The sequence below is a fragment of the Bacillus sp. BB081 genome (genome assembly GCF_008368895.1).
Classification (GTDB): domain Bacteria; phylum Bacillota; class Bacilli; order Bacillales; family Bacillaceae_G; genus Bacillus_A; species Bacillus_A wiedmannii.
On sequence record NZ_QOZX01000014.1, the window covers coordinates 163,554 to 185,904 of the forward strand.

At 36.2% G+C, this 22,351-nt stretch carries 26 protein-coding genes; 19 read left to right on the forward strand and 7 right to left on the reverse strand.

The genetic code is table 11. The features are described 5' to 3' along the window. The first annotated feature begins 2 nt into the window (after window positions 1-2). The 4 genes from pdhB (at window position 3) to DN394_RS07410 (ending at window position 4,244) form a co-directional block, all read left to right on the forward strand. Window positions 3-980 carry a pyruvate dehydrogenase complex E1 component subunit beta gene (gene pdhB, locus DN394_RS07395; protein WP_000068162.1) on the forward strand — a complete coding sequence of 326 codons (978 nt, stop codon included), beginning with the start codon at window positions 3-5 and terminating at the stop codon, window positions 978-980. A 93-nt stretch (window positions 981-1,073) separates the two neighbouring features. Beyond that, on the forward strand, window positions 1,074-2,363 hold the full coding sequence (pdhC, locus tag DN394_RS07400) for a pyruvate dehydrogenase complex dihydrolipoyllysine-residue acetyltransferase (protein ID WP_000863412.1): 1,290 nt from the start codon (window positions 1,074-1,076) through the stop codon (window positions 2,361-2,363). 5 nt (window positions 2,364-2,368) lie between these two features. Continuing rightward, complete coding sequence (gene lpdA, locus DN394_RS07405) at window positions 2,369-3,781, forward strand: dihydrolipoyl dehydrogenase (RefSeq protein ID WP_000260106.1); 1,413 nt, start codon at window positions 2,369-2,371, stop codon at window positions 3,779-3,781. Window positions 3,782-4,016: 235 nt separating this feature from the next. Beyond that, window positions 4,017-4,244 carry a hypothetical protein gene (locus DN394_RS07410; protein ID WP_001221352.1) on the forward strand — a complete coding sequence of 76 codons (228 nt, stop codon included), beginning with the start codon at window positions 4,017-4,019 and terminating at the stop codon, window positions 4,242-4,244. 1 nt (window position 4,245) lies between these two features. On the opposite strand, the gene DN394_RS07415 is transcribed toward DN394_RS07410, so the two are convergent. Further along, complete coding sequence (locus DN394_RS07415) at window positions 4,246-4,638, reverse strand: DUF1885 family protein (RefSeq protein WP_097917853.1); 393 nt, start codon at window positions 4,636-4,638, stop codon at window positions 4,246-4,248. 128 nt (window positions 4,639-4,766) lie between these two features. Here DN394_RS07415 and DN394_RS07420 point away from each other — a divergent pair, with 128 nt between their 5' ends. From DN394_RS07420 to DN394_RS07435, 4 genes are all read left to right on the forward strand, one after another. Next, complete coding sequence (locus DN394_RS07420; RefSeq protein ID WP_097917897.1) at window positions 4,767-5,063, forward strand: DUF3055 domain-containing protein; 297 nt, start codon at window positions 4,767-4,769, stop codon at window positions 5,061-5,063. Between the two features lie 195 nt (window positions 5,064-5,258). Next, window positions 5,259-5,387 carry a GapA-binding peptide SR1P gene (locus tag DN394_RS07425; RefSeq protein WP_000536778.1) on the forward strand — a complete coding sequence of 43 codons (129 nt, stop codon included), beginning with the start codon at window positions 5,259-5,261 and terminating at the stop codon, window positions 5,385-5,387. 59 nt (window positions 5,388-5,446) lie between these two features. Beyond that, entirely contained in the window at window positions 5,447-5,575 is a 129-nt protein-coding gene (locus tag DN394_RS07430; RefSeq protein ID WP_097917854.1) for a GapA-binding peptide SR1P, read from the forward strand. A gap of 45 nt (window positions 5,576-5,620) precedes the next feature. After that, on the forward strand, window positions 5,621-5,749 hold the full coding sequence (locus tag DN394_RS07435; RefSeq protein ID WP_000536796.1) for a GapA-binding peptide SR1P: 129 nt from the start codon (window positions 5,621-5,623) through the stop codon (window positions 5,747-5,749). Between the two features lie 40 nt (window positions 5,750-5,789). On the opposite strand, the gene DN394_RS07440 is transcribed toward DN394_RS07435, so the two are convergent. Both DN394_RS07440 and speA read right to left on the reverse strand, forming a co-directional pair. Next, window positions 5,790-6,620, reverse strand: a complete 831-nt coding sequence (locus DN394_RS07440; RefSeq protein WP_000635322.1) for a protein-glutamine gamma-glutamyltransferase — start codon at window positions 6,618-6,620, stop codon at window positions 5,790-5,792. Window positions 6,621-6,695: 75 nt separating this feature from the next. Continuing rightward, on the reverse strand, window positions 6,696-8,168 hold the full coding sequence (speA, locus tag DN394_RS07445; RefSeq protein WP_000084901.1) for an arginine decarboxylase: 1,473 nt from the start codon (window positions 8,166-8,168) through the stop codon (window positions 6,696-6,698). 366 nt (window positions 8,169-8,534) lie between these two features. Between speA and DN394_RS07450 the strand changes: the two genes are divergently transcribed. Next, the gene (locus DN394_RS07450; protein ID WP_000456567.1) at window positions 8,535-8,804 is read left to right on the forward strand and encodes a UPF0223 family protein; all 270 of its coding nucleotides are present in this window, start codon (window positions 8,535-8,537) and stop codon (window positions 8,802-8,804) included. Window positions 8,805-8,884: 80 nt separating this feature from the next. Here DN394_RS07450 and DN394_RS07455 read toward each other — a convergent pair whose 3' ends face one another. Next, complete coding sequence (locus DN394_RS07455) at window positions 8,885-9,511, reverse strand: YktB family protein (RefSeq protein ID WP_000175087.1); 627 nt, start codon at window positions 9,509-9,511, stop codon at window positions 8,885-8,887. 207 nt (window positions 9,512-9,718) lie between these two features. On the opposite strand from DN394_RS07455, the gene DN394_RS07460 reads away from it, so the two are divergent. Both DN394_RS07460 and DN394_RS07465 read left to right on the forward strand, forming a co-directional pair. Continuing rightward, the gene (locus tag DN394_RS07460; protein WP_001250166.1) at window positions 9,719-9,907 is read left to right on the forward strand and encodes a hypothetical protein; all 189 of its coding nucleotides are present in this window, start codon (window positions 9,719-9,721) and stop codon (window positions 9,905-9,907) included. An 88-nt stretch (window positions 9,908-9,995) separates the two neighbouring features. After that, on the forward strand, window positions 9,996-10,787 hold the full coding sequence (locus tag DN394_RS07465; RefSeq protein WP_001158688.1) for an inositol monophosphatase family protein: 792 nt from the start codon (window positions 9,996-9,998) through the stop codon (window positions 10,785-10,787). Window positions 10,788-10,831: 44 nt separating this feature from the next. Here DN394_RS07465 and DN394_RS07470 read toward each other — a convergent pair whose 3' ends face one another. Continuing rightward, entirely contained in the window at window positions 10,832-11,011 is a 180-nt protein-coding gene (locus DN394_RS07470) for a DUF5325 family protein (RefSeq protein ID WP_000400128.1), read from the reverse strand. A gap of 140 nt (window positions 11,012-11,151) precedes the next feature. On the opposite strand from DN394_RS07470, the gene typA reads away from it, so the two are divergent. The 3 genes from typA (at window position 11,152) to DN394_RS07485 (ending at window position 13,746) form a co-directional block, all read left to right on the forward strand. After that, window positions 11,152-12,996, forward strand: coding sequence for a translational GTPase TypA (typA, locus tag DN394_RS07475; protein ID WP_000914755.1), 1,845 nt, complete (start codon window positions 11,152-11,154; stop codon window positions 12,994-12,996). A 157-nt stretch (window positions 12,997-13,153) separates the two neighbouring features. Further along, complete coding sequence (locus DN394_RS07480) at window positions 13,154-13,456, forward strand: YlaH-like family protein (RefSeq protein ID WP_000893656.1); 303 nt, start codon at window positions 13,154-13,156, stop codon at window positions 13,454-13,456. 14 nt (window positions 13,457-13,470) lie between these two features. Next, window positions 13,471-13,746 (forward strand): hypothetical protein, encoded by a 276-nt coding sequence (locus tag DN394_RS07485; RefSeq protein WP_046957429.1) that lies wholly within the window; start codon window positions 13,471-13,473, stop codon window positions 13,744-13,746. Between the two features lie 35 nt (window positions 13,747-13,781). Here DN394_RS07485 and DN394_RS07490 read toward each other — a convergent pair whose 3' ends face one another. Next, window positions 13,782-13,982 (reverse strand): YlaI family protein, encoded by a 201-nt coding sequence (locus DN394_RS07490; protein WP_001995040.1) that lies wholly within the window; start codon window positions 13,980-13,982, stop codon window positions 13,782-13,784. A 145-nt stretch (window positions 13,983-14,127) separates the two neighbouring features. Here DN394_RS07490 and DN394_RS07495 point away from each other — a divergent pair, with 145 nt between their 5' ends. After that, on the forward strand, window positions 14,128-14,583 hold the full coding sequence (locus DN394_RS07495; protein ID WP_046957428.1) for a PNPOx family protein: 456 nt from the start codon (window positions 14,128-14,130) through the stop codon (window positions 14,581-14,583). Window positions 14,584-14,829: 246 nt separating this feature from the next. After that, window positions 14,830-16,158 carry a PhoH family protein gene (locus tag DN394_RS07500; RefSeq protein ID WP_000358079.1) on the forward strand — a complete coding sequence of 443 codons (1,329 nt, stop codon included), beginning with the start codon at window positions 14,830-14,832 and terminating at the stop codon, window positions 16,156-16,158. A 45-nt stretch (window positions 16,159-16,203) separates the two neighbouring features. Here DN394_RS07500 and DN394_RS07505 read toward each other — a convergent pair whose 3' ends face one another. Next, window positions 16,204-16,701 carry a molybdopterin-binding protein gene (locus tag DN394_RS07505; protein ID WP_046957427.1) on the reverse strand — a complete coding sequence of 166 codons (498 nt, stop codon included), beginning with the start codon at window positions 16,699-16,701 and terminating at the stop codon, window positions 16,204-16,206. A 150-nt stretch (window positions 16,702-16,851) separates the two neighbouring features. On the opposite strand from DN394_RS07505, the gene DN394_RS07510 reads away from it, so the two are divergent. From DN394_RS07510 to pyc, 3 genes are all read left to right on the forward strand, one after another. Beyond that, window positions 16,852-17,139 (forward strand): Fpa/YlaN family protein, encoded by a 288-nt coding sequence (locus tag DN394_RS07510; RefSeq protein ID WP_000135698.1) that lies wholly within the window; start codon window positions 16,852-16,854, stop codon window positions 17,137-17,139. 126 nt (window positions 17,140-17,265) lie between these two features. Next, window positions 17,266-18,447: a putative lipid II flippase FtsW gene (gene ftsW, locus DN394_RS07515; protein ID WP_046957426.1), complete on the forward strand. Its 1,182-nt coding sequence runs from the start codon at window positions 17,266-17,268 to the stop codon at window positions 18,445-18,447. 334 nt (window positions 18,448-18,781) lie between these two features. Continuing rightward, window positions 18,782-22,228, forward strand: a complete 3,447-nt coding sequence (gene pyc / locus DN394_RS07525; protein WP_097917859.1) for a pyruvate carboxylase — start codon at window positions 18,782-18,784, stop codon at window positions 22,226-22,228. The last annotated feature ends 123 nt before the right edge of the window (window positions 22,229-22,351 follow it).

Below are 22,351 nucleotides of genomic sequence, written 5' to 3' on the forward strand. Positions count from 1 at the left end.
CCATGGCTCAAATGACAATGATTCAAGCAATCACTGATGCTTTACGCGTTGAAATGAAAAATGACCCTAACGTACTTGTGTTTGGTGAAGACGTTGGTGTAAACGGCGGTGTATTCCGTGCTACTGAAGGTTTACAAGCTGAATTCGGTGAAGATCGTGTAATGGATACTCCACTTGCAGAGTCTGGTATTGGTGGACTTGCAGTTGGACTTGCATTAGAAGGCTTCCGTCCAGTTCCAGAAATCCAATTCTTCGGTTTCATTTATGAAGTAATGGATTCAGTTTCTGGTCAATTAGCTCGTATGCGTTACCGTTCTGGTGGACGTTGGACTGCTCCAGTAACAATTCGTTCTCCATTCGGTGGCGGTGTTCATACTCCTGAACTACATGCTGATAGCTTAGAAGGATTAGTGGCTCAACAACCTGGTCTAAAAGTTGTTATTCCATCTACTCCATACGATGCAAAAGGTCTTTTAATCTCTGCGATTCGTGACAACGATCCAGTTATCTACTTAGAGCATATGAAATTGTACCGTTCATTCCGTCAAGATGTACCAGAAGGCGATTACACAATTGATTTAGGTAAAGCTGATATCAAACGTGAAGGTACAGATGTATCTGTTATCGCTTACGGTGCTATGGTTCATGCTGCATTAAAAGCTGCTGAAGAACTTGAAAAAGAAGGTATCTCTTTAGAGGTAGTTGACTTACGTACAGTTCAACCATTAGATATCGAAACAATCATCGCTTCTGTTGAAAAAACAGGCCGCGTAGTTGTAGTTCAAGAAGCACAAAAACAAGCTGGTATTGCAGCTAACGTTGTAGCGGAAATTAACGACCGTGCAATCTTAAACTTAGAAGCTCCAGTTGTACGTGTTGCAGCTGCTGATACAGTATTCCCATTCTCTCAAGCTGAGAGCGTATGGTTACCAAACCATAAAGATATTGTTGAAGCTGTTAACAAAGTAATGAACTTCTAATTTTTAGCTTTTCATGTGCAAAAGAAATCAGCACATGCTGGTTTCTTTTGCACATATTCTATAATAATGAAATGAATCAGGGGGCTGAATTCCGTGGCATTTGAATTTAAACTACCAGATATCGGTGAAGGTATCCACGAAGGTGAAATCGTAAAATGGTTTATTAAACCAGGCGATGAAGTAAACGAAGACGATGTACTTCTTGAAGTACAAAATGATAAAGCAGTAGTAGAAATCCCTTCTCCTGTTAAAGGTAAAGTACTTGAAGTACTTGTAGAAGAAGGAACAGTTGCAATTGTAGGAGATACATTAATTAAATTTGATGCTCCTGGATACGAAAACCTTAAATTTAAAGGTGACGATCATGATGCAGCTCCAAAAGCTGAAGAAGCAGCAGTAGAAGCTCCAGCAGCGGAAGCTACTCCAGCAGCAACTGCAGAAGTAGTAAATGAGCGCGTAATCGCTATGCCATCTGTTCGTAAATATGCTCGTGAAAACGGCGTAGACATTCATAAAGTAGCTGGTTCTGGTAAGAACGGCCGTATCGTAAAAGCTGACATCGATGCATTTGCAAATGGTGGACAAGCAGTAGCAGCAACTGAGGCTCCAGCAGCAGTAGAAGCTACTCCAGCAGCAGCGAAAGAAGAAGCACCAAAAGCACAACCAATCCCAGCTGGTGAATATCCAGAAACTCGTGAGAAAATGAGTGGTATCCGTAAAGCGATTGCTAAAGCAATGGTTAACTCTAAGCATACAGCTCCTCACGTAACGTTAATGGATGAGGTAGATGTAACAGAACTTGTTGCTCACCGTAAGAAGTTCAAAGCTGTTGCAGCTGACAAAGGTATTAAATTAACTTACCTTCCATACGTTGTTAAAGCTTTAACATCTGCATTACGTGAATACCCAATGTTAAACACTTCTTTAGATGATGCTTCTCAAGAAGTAGTTCATAAACATTACTTCAACATCGGTATCGCAGCTGATACTGACAAAGGTCTATTAGTACCAGTTGTTAAAGATACAGATCGCAAGTCTATCTTCACTATTTCTAACGAGATCAATGATCTTGCTGGTAAAGCACGTGATGGTCGTTTAGCTCCGGCTGAAATGAAAGGTGCTTCTTGCACAATCACAAACATTGGTTCTGCAGGTGGACAATGGTTCACTCCAGTTATCAATCACCCAGAAGTAGCAATCCTTGGTATCGGCCGTATCGCTGAGAAGCCAGTTGTGAAAAACGGTGAAATCGTTGCAGCTCCAGTATTAGCATTATCTCTAAGCTTTGACCATCGTTTAATTGACGGCGCAACTGCTCAAAAAGCATTAAACCAAATTAAACGTCTATTGAATGACCCACAATTATTAGTAATGGAGGCGTAATAACAATGGTAGTAGGAGATTTCCCAATTGAATTAGATACAGTCGTTGTTGGTGCAGGTCCTGGTGGATACGTTGCGGCAATTCGTGCAGCACAATTAGGTCAAAAGGTAGCAATTATCGAAAAAGCTAACCTTGGTGGCGTATGCTTAAACGTTGGATGTATTCCTTCAAAAGCGTTAATCAATGCAGGTCATCGTTATGAGAATGCAATGCATTCTGATGACATGGGTATCACTGCAGAGAACGTAAAAGTTGACTTTACAAAAGTTCAAGAATGGAAAAACGGCGTAGTTAAGAAATTAACTGGCGGTGTTGAAGGCCTTCTTAAAGGTAACAAAGTTGAAATCATTCGCGGTGAAGCTTACTTCGTAGATGCTAATACATTACGCGTAATGACTGAAGATGCAGCACAAACGTATACGTTTAAAAATGCTGTTCTTGCAACTGGTTCTACACCAATCGAAATTCCAGGATTCAAATACTCTAAACGTGTTATCAATTCTACAGGTGCTTTAAGCTTACCTGAAATTCCTAAAAAACTTGTTGTAATCGGCGGCGGTTACATCGGTATGGAATTAGGAACTGCATATGCTAACTTCGGTACAGAAGTTACTGTAGTAGAAGCTGGCGACGAAATCTTAGCTGGTTTCGAAAAAGCTATGAGCTCTGTTGTTAAACGTGCTCTTCAAAAGAAAGGTAACGTAAATATCCATACAAAAGCTATGGCTAAAGGCGTTGAAGAAACAGAAACTGGCGTAAAAGTTAGCTTTGAAGTTAAAGGTGAAATCCAAACTGTAGAAGCAGATTACGTATTAGTAACTGTAGGTCGTCGTCCAAACACTCAAGAAATTGGTCTTGAGCAAGTTGGAGTTAAAATGACTGACCGCGGCATCATCGAAATCGATGAGCAATGTCGTACAAACGTATCAAACATCTATGCAATCGGTGATATCGTTCCTGGACCACCATTAGCTCACAAAGCTTCTTACGAAGGTAAAGTAGCTGTTGAAGCAATTAGTGGCCATGCATCAGCAATCGATTACATCGGAATTCCTGCAGTATGCTTCACTGATCCAGAATTAGCATCTGTTGGTTACACTAAGAAACAAGCTGAAGAAGCAGGAATGACAGTAGCTGTATCTAAGTTCCCATTCGCTGCTAACGGTCGTGCATTATCATTAAACAGCACTGACGGTTTCCTACAACTTGTAACACGTAAAGAAGATGGTCTTCTTGTAGGTGCTCAAGTTGCAGGTGCAGGCGCTTCTGATATTATCTCTGAGATTGGTTTAGCTATCGAAGCTGGAATGACAGCAGAAGATATCGCTCAAACAATCCACGCTCACCCAACATTAGGTGAGATCACAATGGAAGCAGCTGAAGTTGCTCTTGGAATGCCAATTCACATTGTAAAATAATTTAAGTAATGAAAATAACCCCTCTCTTATTTAAAGAGAGGGGTTATTTTTATTTTAATAAAATGGCTTGCAAGGTCTTTATATGTACTTGTCGAATGAATATATAATACTTTAAATGAATCGTTAGAACATATGTTAATTCAAAAGTAGTATATATGCTTTCGTATAATATGTAATTGATTCAAACTTAATCCCATATATTAATAAAATAGAGCATGTCAAAGGAGAAGGTTCCATGAGAATATTACATGTTATATTTTATCATTTTTTATTATGGAGTGGTTTTTCCGTAGTATTATCATTGTCAAATGGTGATAAGTTGCATTACAAAGTAATGCTATTCTTTGTATTTCTTTATTTAGCATATGTGATCGCATATTTTGTATTGCACATCAGAAAGCAGGCATTATTCCTTACGTGTTCAAATTGCATACTTTTTTTAATTGTATATTCTATTTTTTAAATTAACGTTTATAGAAATACATCGTTCTTCCATTAAATAATTGTAATTCTCCTTCTAATTTCTTCGCTAGAAAACGGCAAAATTCATTTGCTTTTCCTTTATCACCGAATGTTGCATTAGGTGGTAAAGAAATCTGAATAAAAGATTGTTCCTTTTCTATACCGACACCAACATATATGGAGTCATATCGATCGTGAGTAGCTTGTAGTTTTAATGTTGTTGCTGATGTATCTAAAATTTCATAAGGAAAAGCGGTATTTGTATAAGCGTAATTAATTTGAACACCAGTTTTGGAAGTAACTGTTTGATAGTAATGAAACAGTTGTTTTATTTCATCTATTGAAACAGATTGTTGATTGGATTTAGGTACAAGCGTAATAAAGGCATGTTGCATATAAGTTCCCCCTAACCTTAGTAGAATACTATTATTCTACATCCTACTGAATTTTTTGACAATTAAAAGGAGTATTCCTTTTTTTGTTTAATATACTAATGAAAGGTGATGGAGAAAGGTGGAAACCGATGTTTGAAAAATTGTATGATGAGCATGAAAGTGTGAAGGTACGATTTTTGGGGTTTATGACACATGATACTCGTTATGATTTTGGTGTTATTTATACAAATATGTTTTTTGGAAAGCCACTCATTGTTTGCATGCAAACAGGAAGGTCTACTTTACTTGGGCGAGATGATGTAGAGAATGTTCAATATATACAGGAGATTTTTAAATTAGGATCAGAAGAGGAAGCGGTAGAGTTAGCTCAGTTTTTCAAATTTTTAGTCCCATCTACTTCTTTACATGCGGAGTATGAAGAATAATTAATGTAAAACAGTCGTACGTATAAATATGGCTGTTTTTTTGTTTGAATATCGCATACTAATTTAAATTTAAAATATTTAATGTGTTATACTAAAAACCTATTGACGTAAAAAGTATAACATATTAAAATAAAGACAGAAAGTTAAGCGGTTACAAAAAGTTTTTGGGATTATAAACTTAGGGGGAAATGAAAAATGGGAACGATCGTATGTCAAGATTGTGAAGGTACAATTGCACACTTCGAGGATGAAAAAGTAACGGTACTTTACGGGAAATGTGGATCTTGCGGATGTGATCACACAGAGCATACAAAAGCCCAATAATTGATAGGAAATGGACAGCTAAAAGTTTTTAGGACCATAAACTTAGGGGGAAATGAAAAATGGGAACAATTGTATGCCAAATATGTGAAGGAACAATCGGTCATTTTGAAGATGAAAAAACGACAGTGCTTTACGGAAAATGTGGTACAAATTGTGAATGTGCTAATAGAGATAAGGCGAAAGCTTAATTATAAATAAGTAGATTATTATTAAAACTCAGGGGGAAATGAAAAATGGGAACAATCGTATGCCAAGTATGTGAAGGAACAATCGGACATTTTGAAGATGAAAAATCAACAGTACTATACGGGAAATGTGGATCTCATTGCGAATGTGACCATAAAGAACATACAAAAGCTTAAATAAGAAAAAGCGCCTACATATACATATGTAGGCGCTTTTTCAATAAATTGTAGTTGTATGACCAACTGTTGCAACGATTGCATCATCTCTAATCGGAATAAATCCTATCGATGTCTGTGGAGTGCTAGGAGAGGCGTAGTGGCTCATGAGACGGCTATCAATACGGGTAATAGTATCGGTCAAGAAAGCTGAAATAAAAGCGTAAGGGACTCGTCGTTCATTTAATGAGTATATAATTTCCTCTTTTGTTTTTACACCTACGCCATGTCCGTAAAAAAAGAAATTTCCTAGATAGATTGTATTTTCTCCTTGCCACTCGATCGTAGCTGGATTCACTTGTGGATTTTTAAAATAAACGAGATCACCTGGAACAAGATCGCCACCCGTTTTTGTTATGAGCTTTAAATCTTGATCGTAGTCCCACGTATAAAGTAAAAGGTTTGCAAAGAGACGGTTGAAAGTTTCTTCCTCATATAATGATAGTAAAGCTTTGTAAAAAATAATGATCATAGCGGTGGCGCATTCAGTTCCATATAGTTTTCCGTTTTTGAAAATATCTTGTATGGCAATGGAAGGGGGTATGTTTGGTAGTAGCTCGAATCCTCCAAGTGGTGTTCTTTTCCAATACTGGGGGTTGCAAAAGGATTGTTGAAATGTGCGAAACTGAAATCCACTTTGAAAAAGTTCTAATGCAGAAGTAATAATATTCACTCGCAAATTTAGATCAAAGCTGAGTTCATCAGATGTTCGGAAGGAATAAATTTCTTGATTTCCTGCCATTATCGATAAAATTTGTTGTTTCTCAGCTGCAAATGGCTCATATTCATTTGTGATATAAGGATGTACAATAGAACGGCCTATTACAATCATAATAGTATCCCCACCTATACGTTACATTACTTAATATCGTATGGGAAAAGAGAAAAAGGGTGAAAGAAAAGCCTATCAACTGATAGGCTTGTACTCTTTAATCACACGTAATGTTTGTAATGTCATATCTTCAGGACCTTGTACAGGTAGACCCGCTTCTAAGTTTTTACGAATATACTCTAAGTTATCTTGTGTAATAATTTCCCCCGGAGTAAAGATTGGAATCCCTGGCGGATAAACCATAACGAAATCAGCTATAATACGACCTGCTGCATTTTCAAACGGAATGACTTCTGTTTCCGAATAAAAAGCATCTCGAGGAGAAAGTGCTAGCACTGGTATTTCTGGAATTTCTACTTGTATTTGAACACCTTTATCGGCTTTATTTCTAAATGTTGCTGCTAAATCTTGTAATGCTGCAATAAGTGTATTTGTCTCACTTTCTGTATCCCCAAAAGTGACAAGACATAGTATGTTGTATAAATCTGAGAGTTCTACTTCAATGTTATATTGCTCTCTAAGCCATACTTCAGCCTGATGGCCTGTAATACCTAAATCTTTTACAGATACAATTATCTTTGTAGGATCGTAGTTAAAAGTAGCATCTGTACCTAACATTTCTTTCCCAGGACAGTAAAGATCCTCAACAGCATTAATAGCATCACGAACTTGTTCCGCTAATTGAATTGTTTGTTCTATGAGTGCTGTTCCTTCTGTAGCAAGACGTTTTCTAGCAACATCTAGGGATGCTAACAAGATGTAAGAAGTTGATGTAGTCGTAAGCATGCTAATAATAGATTGAACATGTTTAACGTTCACAAGGCCTTCCTTCACGTTAAGAATAGAACTTTGCGTTAAAGATCCTCCTAATTTGTGAACACTTGTTGCTGCCATATCTGCACCGGCTTGCATCGCTGACATCGGCAATTCATCGTGAAAATGAATATGAACACCATGAGCCTCATCAACTAGTACAGGGATATCATAAGAATGGGCTAATTGGACAATCTGTTCTAAGTCCGCAGCAAAGCCAAAGTATGTTGGATTAATAACAAGTAAGCCTTTCGCATCTGAATGCTCTTCAAGTGCCTTTTTGACAGATTGAATTGTGATTCCATGTGAAATACCAAGTTTTGGATCGATTTCAGGATGCATGAAAATCGGTTTTGCACCTGAGAAAATAATAGCTGACATTACTGATTTATGCACGTTTCGTGGCACTAGGATTTTGTCACCAGGACCGCACACGCTCATCACCATTGTCATTATTGCACCACTTGTACCTTGAATAGAAAAGAAAGTATGATCTGCACCAAATGCAGCGGCTGCTAAATCTTGTGCTTCTTTAATCATACCTTTTGGATGATGTAAATCATCGAGCGGCGCAATATTAATTAAATCAATTGCTAATGCATTATGCCCAATAAATTCGCGAAATGTAGGATCCATGCCCTGTCCTTTTTTGTGACCAGGAATATGGAATTGAATTGGATTTCGCTTACTGTGCTCAACTAAAGCGGTAAACAATGGTGTTTCGTATTGGGACAATCTATACACCCCTTCTTTTTCATAATATTTATTAGAGTTTGTTTTATATAATCTTGTTCTAAAAAAGTTAAGTGCTTTTAGAATGAGACTTGTTTTTCTGCCAATCACAAAAGCATTTTTGAGATGGTAGGTTCACTTTATTTTCTATAAAACAAAAGCATTATATCACCAATAATTATAGATGTATAGAAAAAAATATTTTTACAGTGAGTATGTTAAATAGTTATTTCCAATTAATTTATAGAGGAAGACAATTCCATCACAATGAATAAATAGTGTATAATGCAAAGTGGCTATAGTGAAGAAGAAAAAAATCCCTTTAAGATAGCATATTGAAATAAGAAGAAATGATAAATGAGGTGCGAAATGGAATATCAATATCCGTTAGATTATAATTGGTCAAATGAGGAAATGGTTGTAATTGTGAAGTTTTATGAAGCAATTGAGAAAGCATACGAAAAAGGAATTATAAGAGAAGAATTAATGGGATTATATCGTCGTTTTAAAGAGATTGTTCCATCTAAAGCAGAAGAGAAGAAAATTGATAAAGAGTTTCAAGAAGTAAGTGGATATTCTATATACCGTGCGATTCAAAGGGCGAAAGAAACGGAAGAACAAAAGCTTGTGAAAATGTAAAAATATTTTGAAAAATAAAAACTGAAGTGATATAATGTGATAACAACTAAAAACGGACAATATAAATTGTCCGTTTTCTACTATCGATTACAAAGTGCATATAAAGGAAGGAGTGATTGCATCGTAGATTCAATCTTAGCAAGGAATTGTTCGTTGGTCATTGCTGAAAACTCCTCTGGTGATATATGAATACCAACTAATAATTCTGCTTTTTTCACAGTAGCTAGACGTTCAATCATCTTTTGTAAGTCTTCTGTTTCAAGTGTTTTATGTAATTTTACACTTGGTTTAGTATGGTCAATGGACCAAACGAAGTCATTTGGAATATTTGTTTTTAAATCATTTAAATGTTCTAAGAAGGCGTGAGCCGTCTCCACTTTTTGTGGACACTCATAGATTAAACCAAAGTATATGAAGGCATGAGTACCCCATAATCCAATTTGGAAATGTGGTAGCATTTTATATCCGCGTTTATTTGTTGAAAAAGCAACCCAAGTATCGTTTGGTGGATTGACTTTGCGACGTGCATGTTTTGCTACATGATAAAAAAAGTTCTCATCAGTTTGTTTGGATAAATACGTTGCAAACTGTTCCCCTAAAGCTTCCAGCTTAGGATGAATGTTCGTTTTAATTGCACTCATTCGTTCTTCGAGACCATCAACTGTAAAGACCTCAAAATCAGTTGACTTGAATGTTTGTAGTGTCATGATTGTTCCTCCAACTCCTATTTTGCTTTTATTTTAGCATAGCTTGTACTATTCATAAAAAAAACAGCACAAAAAAAATTTAAATAAAAAAATATAATTTTGTTGCATAGATGATTTATCCAACATAGTATAGTATAAAACAAAAAATCAGAAAATTGAATCAATTCTAGTCCGAGGGCAGACGAATATTGGGAGGAGGCAAATAATATGAGACAGGTGATTAATGCGTTAAAGAGAACAGATGCTGAAAAGAGAATACCGGTGCTACGTTTGGAGCTAGATTATGAATTAGCAACTTTATATGATGCGATGATGGAAAATGATAAACTGAAAAAAGAAGAGTGTGTACAAAAGTTAGAAGTGTTAAGACTTGAAATGATTCGTTTAGAAGCGTAATAATAGTATATGTATAAAAAATTAGTTGGTGCGAACCTTATAAAGGGTTCGTTTTTTCTGTGAACAGTATAGATCGGAGTGTTTAAACATGCAAGAAGTATGGAAAGACATCGATGCACACGCCAAACAGTGGATTCGAGATGCAGGAGAGTTTTTAATGGCATCAATGGAAAAAGCACTTATTATAGAAACGAAATCCAATGCAGCTGATTTAGTAACAAATATGGACCGAGAAATAGAACAGTTTTTAATTGGGAAAATTAAAGAAACATTCCCGAACCATAATATTTTAGGAGAAGAAGGTTATGGAGATGAGGTAACTTCTTCTGAAGGGGTTGTTTGGTTAATTGATCCAATTGATGGCACGATGAACTTTGTTCATCAAAAAAGAAATTTCGCAATTTCAATTGGAATTTATGAGAACGGTATCGGAAAGGTTGGACTCATTTATGATCCAGTTCATGATGAATTATACCATGCGGTAAAGGGAGCTGGAGCATTTTGTAATGAAGTACCAATACCTTTATTGGAAAAAGGAACTGTAGAGCAAGGTATTGTAGCTTTAAATGCGATATGGCTTACCGACAATCCAATGCTTAATAAGGAAAGTATGATGGCACTGGTTAAGAAAGCAAGAGGCACGAGATCATATGGCTGTGCAGCGTTAGAGATGGTATACGTTGCAACAGGAAGAATAGATGCATATGTAACGCCGAGATTATCACCATGGGATTTTGGTGGGGGACAGATAATTGTAGAGGAAGTTGGAGGCAAGGTGACAACTTTTTCTGGATCCCCGCTTTCTATCGTAGAGAAGAGCAGCGTATTAGTTGCAAAACCAGGAGTGTATGAAGAGTTGTTACGATTTATAGCGGAGTAACAAAAAAAGTAAGAGGCTGTATAAGCGCTTCTTACTTTTTGACGTTATTTCGATTTACGCATTTTTCTTTTTGTTACAAAACCGTATCCAACTGTAACAAATGTGCCGATAATGCAAATAATAATACCGATGGGACTATTTTCAGCAACCATAATGCCGATACCGATTAAGAAAATAACACCGATAATTGCAGTTAATAAAAAGCGATATTGAATGTGTTCCATTTCTTCACCCTCCAATCTCATTTTACTTTCACAAAAGTAAGAATACAACTATATTTTCATTCTTGATTTTATTTTGATTGCCATTGTATCCCCTTCGCTCTTATAATAGAGAAGGATTAAAAAGACATTAGGAGTTGGACATGTTGAAAAAACGACAAGATTTACGAAATATAGCAATTATTGCCCACGTTGACCATGGTAAAACAACACTTGTTGACCAGTTATTACGTCAAGCGGGGACGTTCCGTGCGAATGAACATATTGAAGAACGCGCAATGGACTCAAACGATCTAGAAAGAGAACGTGGTATTACAATTTTAGCGAAGAATACTGCGATTCACTATGAAGATAAAAGAATTAACATTTTAGATACACCTGGTCACGCTGACTTCGGTGGAGAAGTAGAACGTATCATGAAAATGGTTGATGGTGTTCTACTTGTTGTTGATGCATATGAAGGTTGTATGCCACAAACACGATTTGTTTTAAAGAAAGCTCTTGAGCAAAACTTAACTCCAATCGTTGTTGTAAACAAAATTGACCGTGACTTCGCTCGCCCTGATGAAGTAGTTGATGAAGTAGTTGACTTATTTATCGAACTTGGTGCAAACGAAGATCAATTAGAGTTCCCAGTTGTATTTGCATCAGCAATGAACGGAACAGCAAGCTTAGATTCAAATCCGGCAAATCAAGAAGAGAATATGAAATCATTGTTTGACACAATTATTGAACATATTCCAGCACCAGTTGATAACAGCGAAGAGCCACTTCAATTCCAAGTAGCACTTCTTGATTACAATGACTATGTTGGTCGTATCGGGGTTGGACGCGTATTCCGTGGTACAATGAAAGTAGGACAACAAGTTGCATTAATGAAAGTTGATGGAACTGTAAAACAATTCCGTGTAACGAAATTATTTGGTTACATTGGATTAAAACGTCAAGAAATTGAAGAAGCAAAAGCTGGAGATTTAGTAGCTGTTTCAGGTATGGAAGACATTAACGTAGGTGAAACGGTATGTCCGGTTGAGCATGAAGAGGCTTTACCATTATTACGTATTGATGAGCCAACACTACAAATGACATTCCTTGTAAATAACAGCCCATTTGCAGGTCGTGAAGGTAAATTCATTACATCTCGTAAAATTGAAGAGCGCCTTCGTTCACAATTAGAAACAGATGTAAGTTTACGTGTAGATAATACAGATTCTCCTGATGCGTGGATCGTATCTGGACGCGGGGAATTACATTTATCTATCCTAATTGAAAACATGCGTCGTGAAGGTTATGAACTACAAGTATCTAAGCCTGAAGTAATTATTAAAGAAGTTGATGGCGTAAGATGTGAGCCTGTAGAGCGCGTGCAAATCGATGTACCTGAAGAATACACTGGTTCTATTATGGAATCTATGGGTGCACGTAAAGGTGAAATGTTAGATATGGTGAATAACGGAAACGGTCAAGTTCGCCTTACTTTCATGGTTCCAGCACGTGGTTTAATTGGTTACACAACAGAATTCTTAACATTAACTCGTGGTTACGGTATTTTAAACCATACATTCGATTGCTACCAACCAGTACACGCTGGACAAGTTGGTGGACGTCGCCAAGGTGTTCTAGTTTCACTTGAAACAGGAAAAGCATCACAATACGGTATTATGCAAGTTGAAGACCGTGGTGTAATCTTCGTTGAACCAGGTACAGAAGTATATGCTGGTATGATTGTTGGAGAACACACTCGTGAGAATGACTTAACAGTTAACGTTGTAAAAATGAAACAACAAACTAATATTCGTTCTGCGACGAAAGATCAAACTTCAACAATGAAAAAACCACGCTTAATGACTTTAGAAGAGTCATTAGAGTACTTAAATGATGACGAGTTCTGTGAAGTAACTCCAGAATCAATTCGTCTACGTAAAAAGATTCTTGATAAGAGCGAGCGCGAAAGAGCTGCTAAGAAAAAGAAATCTGTAGAAGCGTAAAATAATAGAACAGCTACCTTTGAGGGGTAGCTGTTTTTTTATTGTAATTATTTTTGGAATATTTACTCTTTTTTTGTGGACAGTATTTTTTTTGCAGGTTACTCTTGTATTAAGTACGTAAATAAAATTTGTTTTTTGTGAGAAAGGGGGATGAATGATGTTAGAAAGAATGTCGTTTTTTGCGAAATTATGTAAAGTTGATGAAAATCCAGAACTAGGGATGTGGTTGCTATATGGCATCATTATTATATTAAGTGCACTTGTGTATAATTTAGGTTTTGCAAGAAAACTATCAATAATAAAAAATATAGTGATATATATATCGTTAGCGATTGGGTGTACAGTTTTAACTTTCTTTGCAGTTTTTTTACCTGTTGGAGAGGGCCTTGTTGTAGCGGCAATTGTACTTGGGATTTATAGGTTGCGTTTACGTCAAGCGAGACAACAAAAAGCAGGGTGAGGGGGCGAATTTTTATGCGTTCAGTACAAGATGCGTTATATAATTGGTTAACGATTAAAACAGTTGCCGAAGCACGTCCAGATGATCGTGCTGCACAAGAAACGTATTTGTTATTTAAAAATATGATATATGAAGAACATAAATTAAAGAATGTGGAAGTTAAAAAGAATGAAGAAATGTATTTGATTACATATGAAATGAATGGAGAAAGAAAATCTGCCAGGTTTCCGTTAGAAGCTATTGATTGTTTTTTGGATCAAATGAATCGTGAACCTGAAAAATATAAATAAGTCCTTATCTATATGATTAAGGACTTATTTACATTTTACCAATCGTCCTCGACTTTTTTATCACGATATAATCGGAAATTACCACTTGCATGACGTTCCATCGTACGTTCTGCAATTCGTTCCGAACATTCCATGCACATATATGTATGAATAGGGCGGTTACGTAGTTTTTTTGCCATAGGATTTTCATCATCTAACATATCTTTTTTATCACAAATCATACATTTGACTCTCATTTCGTCACCTCAATACGAATTCTATCAGTATAAGTATATCATGGAAGTGTAATATTTTTGAATAATAGCGGGAAAAAATAATATTTTCGCAATTCGAAAAATAAGTTATGATAAGGATATAGTAAGTATATTTGGAGGTGGAAATATGGCGAATGTAGTAGAGCCTACATTAACAGATGATTTAGTACAAACGTTACGTAAAGAATGTATTGTTATGGTAGCAACAACAGACTTCGAAAAACAAGTTCCTAACGTAAGTGCTATTTCTTGGGTGTATGCAGTGAGTAAAACTAGTATTCGATTTGCAGTAGATCAACGTTCACGTATTGTGGAAAATATACGGCATAGTACTGGGCTGGTATTGACTATAATGGCGAATGAATCCGTATTTTCCATAAGTGGTGCAGGTGAAATTTTGACTGATAGAATGGAAGGCATTCCTCTAAAATTAACTGTAATAGAAGTAAAGGTACAAGAAGTACGTGATGTTATGTTTTATGGAGCGAAGCTTGCAACTGAGCCAACGTATGAAAAAACATATGATATTCGCGCAGCGAAAAAGCTGGATAACCAAGTGTTAGTAGGAATAAAAGAATTATAAATGTGATAAATAAGAAAATAAGTTATTAACTTTTGTAATCAGTTATTGTGATTTTATGTTAATAATTATAATTAAAAGTAATATATTGAATAGAAATGAATAAAAAATAAATAAAAGGTTTCATGGTTATGAATTTCGATTCTACCTCGTTTATACGGTACATATAATTATAACAATGGTTCGTCCATATTTTATGGATGAAACCCTTGTTCTACAAATTTAAAAGTGGAGTCAGGGGGTAACAGGTTGGATAAAATTTATGTGTTAGATACGAATGTACTTTTGCAGGATCCTTTATCTATTTTTTCATTTGAAACAAATGAAGTAGTGATTCCAGCAGTTGTATTAGAAGAGGTTGATTCGAAAAAACGTTATATGGATGAAGTAGGACGAAACGCTCGTTATGTATCTAAGTTAATAGACAAATTTCGTGAAATAGGAAAGCTGCATGAAAGTATTCCGTTAGAAAACGGCGGTACATTTCGTATTGAATTAAATCATCGTTCATTTGTTCAACTACAAGATATTTTTGTAGAAAAAACGAATGATAATCGAATTTTAGCTGTAGCAAAAAATCTATCTTTAGAAGAACAAGAAAAAGAGGACGGGAAGTCTGTTATTTTAGTAAGTAAAGACGTGCTCGTAAGGGTAAAAGCTGATGCAATTGGTTTGAAGGCGGAAGATTATTTAAGTGATCGTGTAATTGAAGTAGATAATATATATTCAGGATTTTTAGAAGGGTATATATCAAAAGAGCAATTAGATTATTTTTATGAAAAAGGTGAATTGCCTTTATCCGAAATTGCAAATCACCCTTTTTATCCAAATCAGTTTGTAGTAATGAAAGATGCATTAGGGGGATCTAGTTCAGCACTTGGCATTGTGGATCATTTAGGTAAGAAGGTAAAGAAACTTATTTTTCACAATGAACAAGTATGGGGGATACGACCACGAAATGTGCAGCAAATTATGGGATTAGAATTGTTGCTTCGTGAAGATATTCCGCTAGTAACGTTAACGGGGAAAGCTGGTACAGGAAAAACATTACTCGCGTTGGCTTCAGGACTCATGCAAACGGAAGATTTAGGACTATATAAAAAACTACTCGTTGCAAGGCCAATTGTTCCGGTCGGAAAAGATATCGGGTATTTACCAGGAGAAAAAGAAGAAAAGTTAAGACCATGGATGCAACCGATTTTTGATAATCTAGAGTATTTATTTAATACGAAAAAGCCAGGAGAGTTAGATGCTATTTTAGCTGGAATGGGTTCGATTGAAGTAGAGGCCCTTACCTATATACGTGGGAGAAGTATTCCAGATCAGTTCATTATAATTGATGAAGCACAAAATTTAACGAAGCATGAAGTGAAAACGATATTAACAAGGGTAGGAGAAAAAAGTAAAATTGTATTAATGGGAGATCCTCAGCAAATTGATCACCCGTATTTGGATGAATATAATAATGGTTTAACATATGTTGTAGAGAAGTTTAAAGAGCAACGTATTAGTGGTCATGTAAAGTTTGTTAAAGGGGAGCGGTCTAATTTAGCTCAACTAGCAGCAGATTTATTATAAAAGGAGTGAGCTGAGGCTCACTCCTTTTTCTTCCAAGTATACACTTTAAATAATTGTAAATTTACGGATGTTACGGATTGGATTTTGTCTATTAGATCCATCATTGTAATATAGATGAACAGGTCCATCCTCTTTTAATGGCTTTCCTTCTTTTGAAAAACCAAGAATAGCATTTTCTACAGTTTCTAATGGAAGTATTATTGTTTGATCTACTGTTTCAATTTCGACTTGCGTAGCGTCCTCTGAAATTTCGGCGTTAGCAAGAAATGGATGAAATGGTATACCGAACGTTCCAGTAATTAGTTGTTCTTTTTTATATTTCTTTACACTTTGTTGTATCGGTGGAAACGCAGCACCATCACGGATTTCTCGATCCCAATGCTCTGAAGTGTTTTTTAAATAAGCTTCTAGTTCTGAAGTGTTTTCTCTTGTTTCATCAAAGTAAGTTTTCAAATCTACTTTTCGATCATCAAAGATCCAAACAGTTGGATCGATAGTGATTGGAAAACGAACTTTTCCATTAATAAATAAAATTTCGCTCATTGTTGTTCCCCCATTTGTGTTATACTCCCACTTTTCAGTATAATAGCATTAGACACGGTTGTCACAAAAAATGTTTCTATTGCAATTTACTAAAACTATCGCTAATATTAATAGATAGGAGAGAGTAGGACGGAAACGGAGGGAATCAATTTGGCGTCTGAGACAGTATCAAATCATCAGGAAAAGGCACTAGCCCTTCTACAAGCGGATGCGGAGAAGATTTTAAGACTTATTAAGGTGCAAATGGACAATCTTACAATGCCGCAATGTCCATTATATGAAGAAGTGTTAGACACACAAATGTTTGGACTATCCCGCGAGGTCGATTTTGCAGTTCGCCTTGGTCTTATTGCAGAAGAACAAGGGAAAGCAATGTTAGGAGAGCTTGAACGTGAGTTATCTGCACTTCATGAAGCATTTACGAACAAACAACAATAACGGGTTCAAATAGGGGGGGCTCAAACTGAAATAGTTTGGGCTTTTTATTTGTATAATAAAGCAGGAAGAATCAATGTACATATGGAATACAACAATAATTAAATTGAAACAGAAAGAGGAAATGAAATGAAAAGAGTATGGAAATCAATGGATTATTCATTATTACTTCCTCTTGTTATTTTATGTGTGTTGGGAGTTATAATGGTATATAGTTCTAGTTCCATTGTCGCGATTTCGTCGAAATATAACTGGCCAGCAGATCACTTTTTTAAAAAACAATTAGTTGCTCTTGCTATTGGAACAGTAATGCTAGTGATTGTCGCTGTAATTCCTTATAAATTTTGGAAGAAAAAAATAGTTCTTACAGCGATGGGGTTAGGGAGTCTGGGCTTACTAACAGCAGCTTTCCTTTTCGGTAAGGTAATCAATGGTGCAAAAGGATGGATACTAGGTATACAACCAGCTGAGTTTGTAAAAATAGCAGTTATTATTACGTTAGCAAGTTTTTTTGCTAAGAAACAAGAGAGGCAAACCCCTTTTTTCCAAGGGATAATACCTCCCTTATTTGTTGTCGGTGGATCGATGGTGTTAATTTTATTACAAAATGACTTAGGAACTGACATATTAATAGGTGGAACAGTGTTAATTATGTTCTTCTGTTCAGGAGTTAATGTTAACTTGTGGATAAAAAGATTTTTATTAACATCTGTCGTGTGGATACCGGCGTTGTATTTTATTGGGGACTATAAATTAAGTAAATACCAAAAAGCTCGATTTTCAGTTTTTCTTGATCCATTTAGTGATCCTCAAAATGATGGATTTCAATTAGTTAATTCCTTTATTGGAATAGCTTCAGGTGGCTTAAATGGTAGAGGACTAGGGAATAGTATACAAAAGTATGGCTACTTACCAGAGCCGCAAACGGATTTTATTATGGCGATTATATCTGAAGAACTAGGTTTTATAGGTGTAGCTATCATTTTAATCTGTTTACTACTTATTATCATTCGTTCGTTTAGAGTAGCGCAAAAATGTAAAGATCCATTTGGAAGTTTAATTGCAATCGGAATTGCAAGTTTAATTGGGATACAAACTTTTGTTAATGTTGGTGGTATGTCTGGATTAATACCACTTACAGGAGTACCTTTACCGTTTATTAGTTATGGTGGTAGTTCTTTATTGGCTAATCTAATTGCGATGGGTATATTATTAAATGTTGCTAGTCATGTAAAACGACAAGAGAAACAACAAAATGAGATAATGAAAGAAAGAGAGCAAGATGGACCGCGTCTTGTTGTAGTAAAATAAAAAACACATTGTGCTTTAGAGCGCGATGTGTTTTTTTATGTGCAAGAAACATTAAATAGGATACATTAATTGGTTTATACACTAAAAAATATATCACATTAAATTAAATGTGATATACAATTAAGTTGTTAGAAAAGGAAGAGGTATGCTATACTATTTTTGTGAAACAAATTGATCAGAAAACTTATCATTTGTTAAAAAATAAGGTATGATGGATAAAAATAAAGTGAAGCTTTCTAAGTATAATATAATGTAGAAAGTGAAGAACTTCACGCTCTTTAGGGTGTGTATATATTTTATCTCTAGAGTGGTAGGAAAGTAGAGGGGGAAAATCATGACAAAGCTGCAACGTATTCAAAAAGTATTGGTAGCTAACCGTGGAGAGATTGCAATTCGTGTGTTTCGAGCTTGTTCGGAACTTGGATTAAAAACAGTTGCAATCTATTCTAAAGAGGATAGTGGTTCTTATCATCGTTATAAAGCCGATGAGTCCTATTTAGTTGGGGAAGGGAAAAAGCCAATTGATGCTTATCTAGATATTGAGGGCATTATTGAGATTGCAAAAAGTAATCATGTAGATGCAATCCACCCTGGATATGGTTTCTTGTCAGAAAATATTCAATTCGCAAAACGTTGTGAAGAAGAAGGGATTATCTTTATTGGTCCAAAGAGTAAGCATTTAGATATGTTTGGAGATAAAGTGAAAGCAAGAACACAAGCGCAGCTAGCACAAATTCCAGTTATTCCTGGTAGTGATGGACCGGTAAATTCAGTAGAAGAAGTTGGAGAATTTGCTGAAAAGTATGATTACCCGATTATTATTAAAGCTTCCCTTGGCGGTGGTGGTCGTGGTATGCGTATTGTACGTAGTAGTGAAGAATTAAGAGAATCGTATAATCGAGCGAAGTCAGAAGCGAAAGCAGCCTTTGGTAATGATGAAGTATACGTTGAAAAATTCGTTGAAAAACCTAAACATATAGAAGTTCAAATTTTAGCAGATGAAGAGGGCAATGTTGTTCATTTATACGAGCGTGACTGTTCTGTACAACGTCGTCACCAAAAAGTGGTAGAAATCGCACCTAGTGTGTCGCTTTCAGATGATTTGCGTCAGCGTATTTGTGATGCTGCTGTGAAATTAACGAAAAATGTAAATTATTTAAACGCAGGAACAGTAGAATTTCTTGTAAAAGGTGATGAGTTTTACTTTATTGAAGTAAATCCGCGTGTTCAAGTTGAACATACAATTACAGAAATGATCACAGGGGTAGATATCGTTCAATCGCAAATTTTAATAGCTGATGGACATGCATTACATAGTAAAATGGTAGGTGTTCCGAAGCAAGAGGAAGTAGTTGTTCATGGATTTGCGATTCAATCTCGTGTAACGACTGAGGACCCACTAAATAATTTCATGCCGGATACAGGGAAAATTATGGCATACCGATCAGGCGGTGGTTTCGGTGTTCGTCTTGATACAGGTAATAGTTTCCAAGGTGCTGTTATTACACCGTACTATGATTCTTTACTCGTAAAAGTTACAACATGGGCACTTACTTTTGAACAAGCTGCTGCGAAAATGGAACGTAACTTAAAAGAATTCCGTATTCGTGGTATTAAAACAAATATTCCATTCCTAGAGAATGTAGTAAAACATAAAAACTTCTTATCAGGAGAATATGACACTTCATTTATTGATGCGTCACCTGAACTATTCCTGTTCCCGAAACGTAAAGACCGCGGAACAAAAATGTTAAATTACATTGGATCAGTAACAGTAAATGGCTTCCCAGGAGTAGGGAAAAAAGAGAAACCAATTTTCCCGGATGCTCGTATACCGAATGTATTACACTCAGAGCCGGTTCAAAATGGAACGAAACAAATTTTGGATGAGCGTGGAGCGGACGGATTAGTAAAATGGGTACAAGATCAAAAGCGTGTACTTTTAACGGATACAACATTCCGTGATGCGCATCAGTCATTACTGGCGACGCGTATCCGTACAAAAGATTTACATCAAATTGCAGAGCCGACAGCGAGAATGTTACCGAACCTATTCTCAGCGGAAATGTGGGGTGGTGCAACGTTTGATGTTGCATATCGTTTCTTAAAGGAAGATCCATGGGAACGATTACTAGATCTTCGTGAAAAAATGCCAAACGTTTTATTCCAAATGTTACTTCGTTCTTCAAACGCAGTTGGTTACAAAAACTATCCGGATAATTTAATTCAAAAATTTGTGGAATGTTCTGCTCAAGCTGGAATTGATGTATTCCGTATTTTTGATAGCTTAAACTGGGTAGAAGGTATGAGAGTTGCGATTGATGCTGTACGAGATACTGGTAAAATTGCAGAAGCAACAATGTGCTACACAGGAGATATTCATGATCCGTTACGTAGTAAATATGATTTAAATTACTATAAAAACTTAGCAAAAGAGTTAGAAGCATCAGGAGCACATATATTAGGAATTAAAGATATGGCAGGCTTATTAAAACCTAATGCGGCATATGATTTAGTTTCTGCATTAAAAGAGACGGTATCGATTCCGATTCACTTGCATACACACGATACGAGTGGAAATGGTATATTAACGTATACAAAGGCAATTGAAGCAGGTGTTGACATTGTCGATGTAGCAGTAAGTTCTATGGCTGGTCAAACGTCACAACCAAGTGCGAACACGCTATACTATGCATTAGGTGGAAACGAAAGACAGCCAGACGTTAATATAGATTCATTAGAAAAACTATCTCATTATTGGGAAGATGTACGTAAATACTACGCACCGTTTGAAAGTGGTATGAATGCACCTCATACAGAGGTATATATGCACGAAATGCCAGGCGGACAGTATAGTAATCTACAACAACAAGCGAAAGCGGTTGGTTTAGGAGATCGCTTCGATGAAGTGAAAGTAATGTACCGCCGTGTGAATGACATGTTTGGCGATATTGTTAAAGTAACACCATCATCTAAAGTTGTCGGTGATATGGCATTATTTATGGTTCAAAATCACTTAACAGAACAAGATGTTTTAGAGCGTGGGCATTCTATGGACTTCCCAGGATCTGTTGTTGAAATGTTCTCAGGAGATTTAGGACAACCATATGGTGGTTTCCCGAAAAAGTTACAAGAAATTATTTTAAAAGGGAAAGAGCCATTAACAGTAAGACCAGGTGAATTATTAGAGCCAGTAGATTTCGACGCGTTAAAAGAAGAGTTGTTCCATAAACTTGGACGCGAAGTGACGATTTTTGATGTCGTTGCATATGCATTATATCCAAAAGTATTTATGGATTACGAAAAAGTTGCTGAGATTTATGGAAGTGTATCTGTGCTTGATACACCGACATTCTTCTATGGCATGAGACTTGGTGAAGAAATCGATGTGGAAATTGAACAAGGTAAAACATTGATGGTTAAACTAGTATCAATCGGAGAGCCTCAGCCAGATGGAAACCGTATTCTTTACTTGGAGTTTAACGGTCAACCACGTGAGATTGTTGTGAAAGACGAAAGTGTGAAAGCAACAGTTGCACAACGTATGAAAGGAAACCGTGAAAATCCAAACCACATTAGTGCAACAATGCCAGGAACGGTTATTAAAGTAGTTGTAAAAGAAGGCGATGAAGTGAAAAAAGGCGATTCTATGGCAATTACAGAAGCAATGAAAATGGAAACGACAGTTCAAGCACCGTTCAATGGTAAAGTGAAAAAAGTATATGTTAACGATGGAGATGCAATTCAAACGGGTGACTTACTCATTGAATTAGATCACTAAAATAGAAAAAGAGCTGTGTAAATACAGCTCTTTTTCTTTATCCCACTATTTGCGGGCAGTAAGACCCCCATCTCAAAATTCAGCGAAAGCAAAGAAGTTAGGTGGGGATCGGGCTGCTCATAA

What these genes read in the sequence shown, in the direction of transcription:
- pdhB (WP_000068162.1), top strand. Translation starts at nt 3, where the DNA reads ATGGCTCAAATGACAATGATTCAAGCAATCACTGATGCTTTACGCGTT.
- DN394_RS07455 (WP_000175087.1), bottom strand. Translation starts at nt 9,511, where the DNA reads ATGACACTACAAACATTCAAGTCAACTGATTTTGAGGTCTTTACAGTT.
- DN394_RS07465 (WP_001158688.1), top strand. Translation starts at nt 9,996, where the DNA reads ATGCAAGAAGTATGGAAAGACATCGATGCACACGCCAAACAGTGGATT.
- DN394_RS07490 (WP_001995040.1), bottom strand. Translation starts at nt 13,982, where the DNA reads ATGAGAGTCAAATGTATGATTTGTGATAAAAAAGATATGTTAGATGAT.
- DN394_RS07420 (WP_097917897.1), top strand. Translation starts at nt 4,767, where the DNA reads ATGTTTGAAAAATTGTATGATGAGCATGAAAGTGTGAAGGTACGATTT.
- DN394_RS07480 (WP_000893656.1), top strand. Translation starts at nt 13,154, where the DNA reads ATGTTAGAAAGAATGTCGTTTTTTGCGAAATTATGTAAAGTTGATGAA.
- DN394_RS07435 (WP_000536796.1), top strand. Translation starts at nt 5,621, where the DNA reads ATGGGAACAATCGTATGCCAAGTATGTGAAGGAACAATCGGACATTTT.
- DN394_RS07485 (WP_046957429.1), top strand. Translation starts at nt 13,471, where the DNA reads ATGCGTTCAGTACAAGATGCGTTATATAATTGGTTAACGATTAAAACA.
- DN394_RS07410 (WP_001221352.1), top strand. Translation starts at nt 4,017, where the DNA reads ATGAGAATATTACATGTTATATTTTATCATTTTTTATTATGGAGTGGT.
- DN394_RS07505 (WP_046957427.1), bottom strand. Translation starts at nt 16,701, where the DNA reads ATGAGCGAAATTTTATTTATTAATGGAAAAGTTCGTTTTCCAATCACT.
- pyc (WP_097917859.1), top strand. Translation starts at nt 18,782, where the DNA reads ATGACAAAGCTGCAACGTATTCAAAAAGTATTGGTAGCTAACCGTGGA.
- lpdA (WP_000260106.1), top strand. Translation starts at nt 2,369, where the DNA reads ATGGTAGTAGGAGATTTCCCAATTGAATTAGATACAGTCGTTGTTGGT.
- DN394_RS07430 (WP_097917854.1), top strand. Translation starts at nt 5,447, where the DNA reads ATGGGAACAATTGTATGCCAAATATGTGAAGGAACAATCGGTCATTTT.
- DN394_RS07415 (WP_097917853.1), bottom strand. Translation starts at nt 4,638, where the DNA reads ATGCAACATGCCTTTATTACGCTTGTACCTAAATCCAATCAACAATCT.
- DN394_RS07440 (WP_000635322.1), bottom strand. Translation starts at nt 6,620, where the DNA reads ATGATTGTAATAGGCCGTTCTATTGTACATCCTTATATCACAAATGAA.
- DN394_RS07495 (WP_046957428.1), top strand. Translation starts at nt 14,128, where the DNA reads ATGGCGAATGTAGTAGAGCCTACATTAACAGATGATTTAGTACAAACG.
- ftsW (WP_046957426.1), top strand. Translation starts at nt 17,266, where the DNA reads ATGAAAAGAGTATGGAAATCAATGGATTATTCATTATTACTTCCTCTT.
- DN394_RS07450 (WP_000456567.1), top strand. Translation starts at nt 8,535, where the DNA reads ATGGAATATCAATATCCGTTAGATTATAATTGGTCAAATGAGGAAATG.
- DN394_RS07460 (WP_001250166.1), top strand. Translation starts at nt 9,719, where the DNA reads ATGAGACAGGTGATTAATGCGTTAAAGAGAACAGATGCTGAAAAGAGA.
- DN394_RS07425 (WP_000536778.1), top strand. Translation starts at nt 5,259, where the DNA reads ATGGGAACGATCGTATGTCAAGATTGTGAAGGTACAATTGCACACTTC.
- typA (WP_000914755.1), top strand. Translation starts at nt 11,152, where the DNA reads ATGTTGAAAAAACGACAAGATTTACGAAATATAGCAATTATTGCCCAC.
- DN394_RS07470 (WP_000400128.1), bottom strand. Translation starts at nt 11,011, where the DNA reads ATGGAACACATTCAATATCGCTTTTTATTAACTGCAATTATCGGTGTT.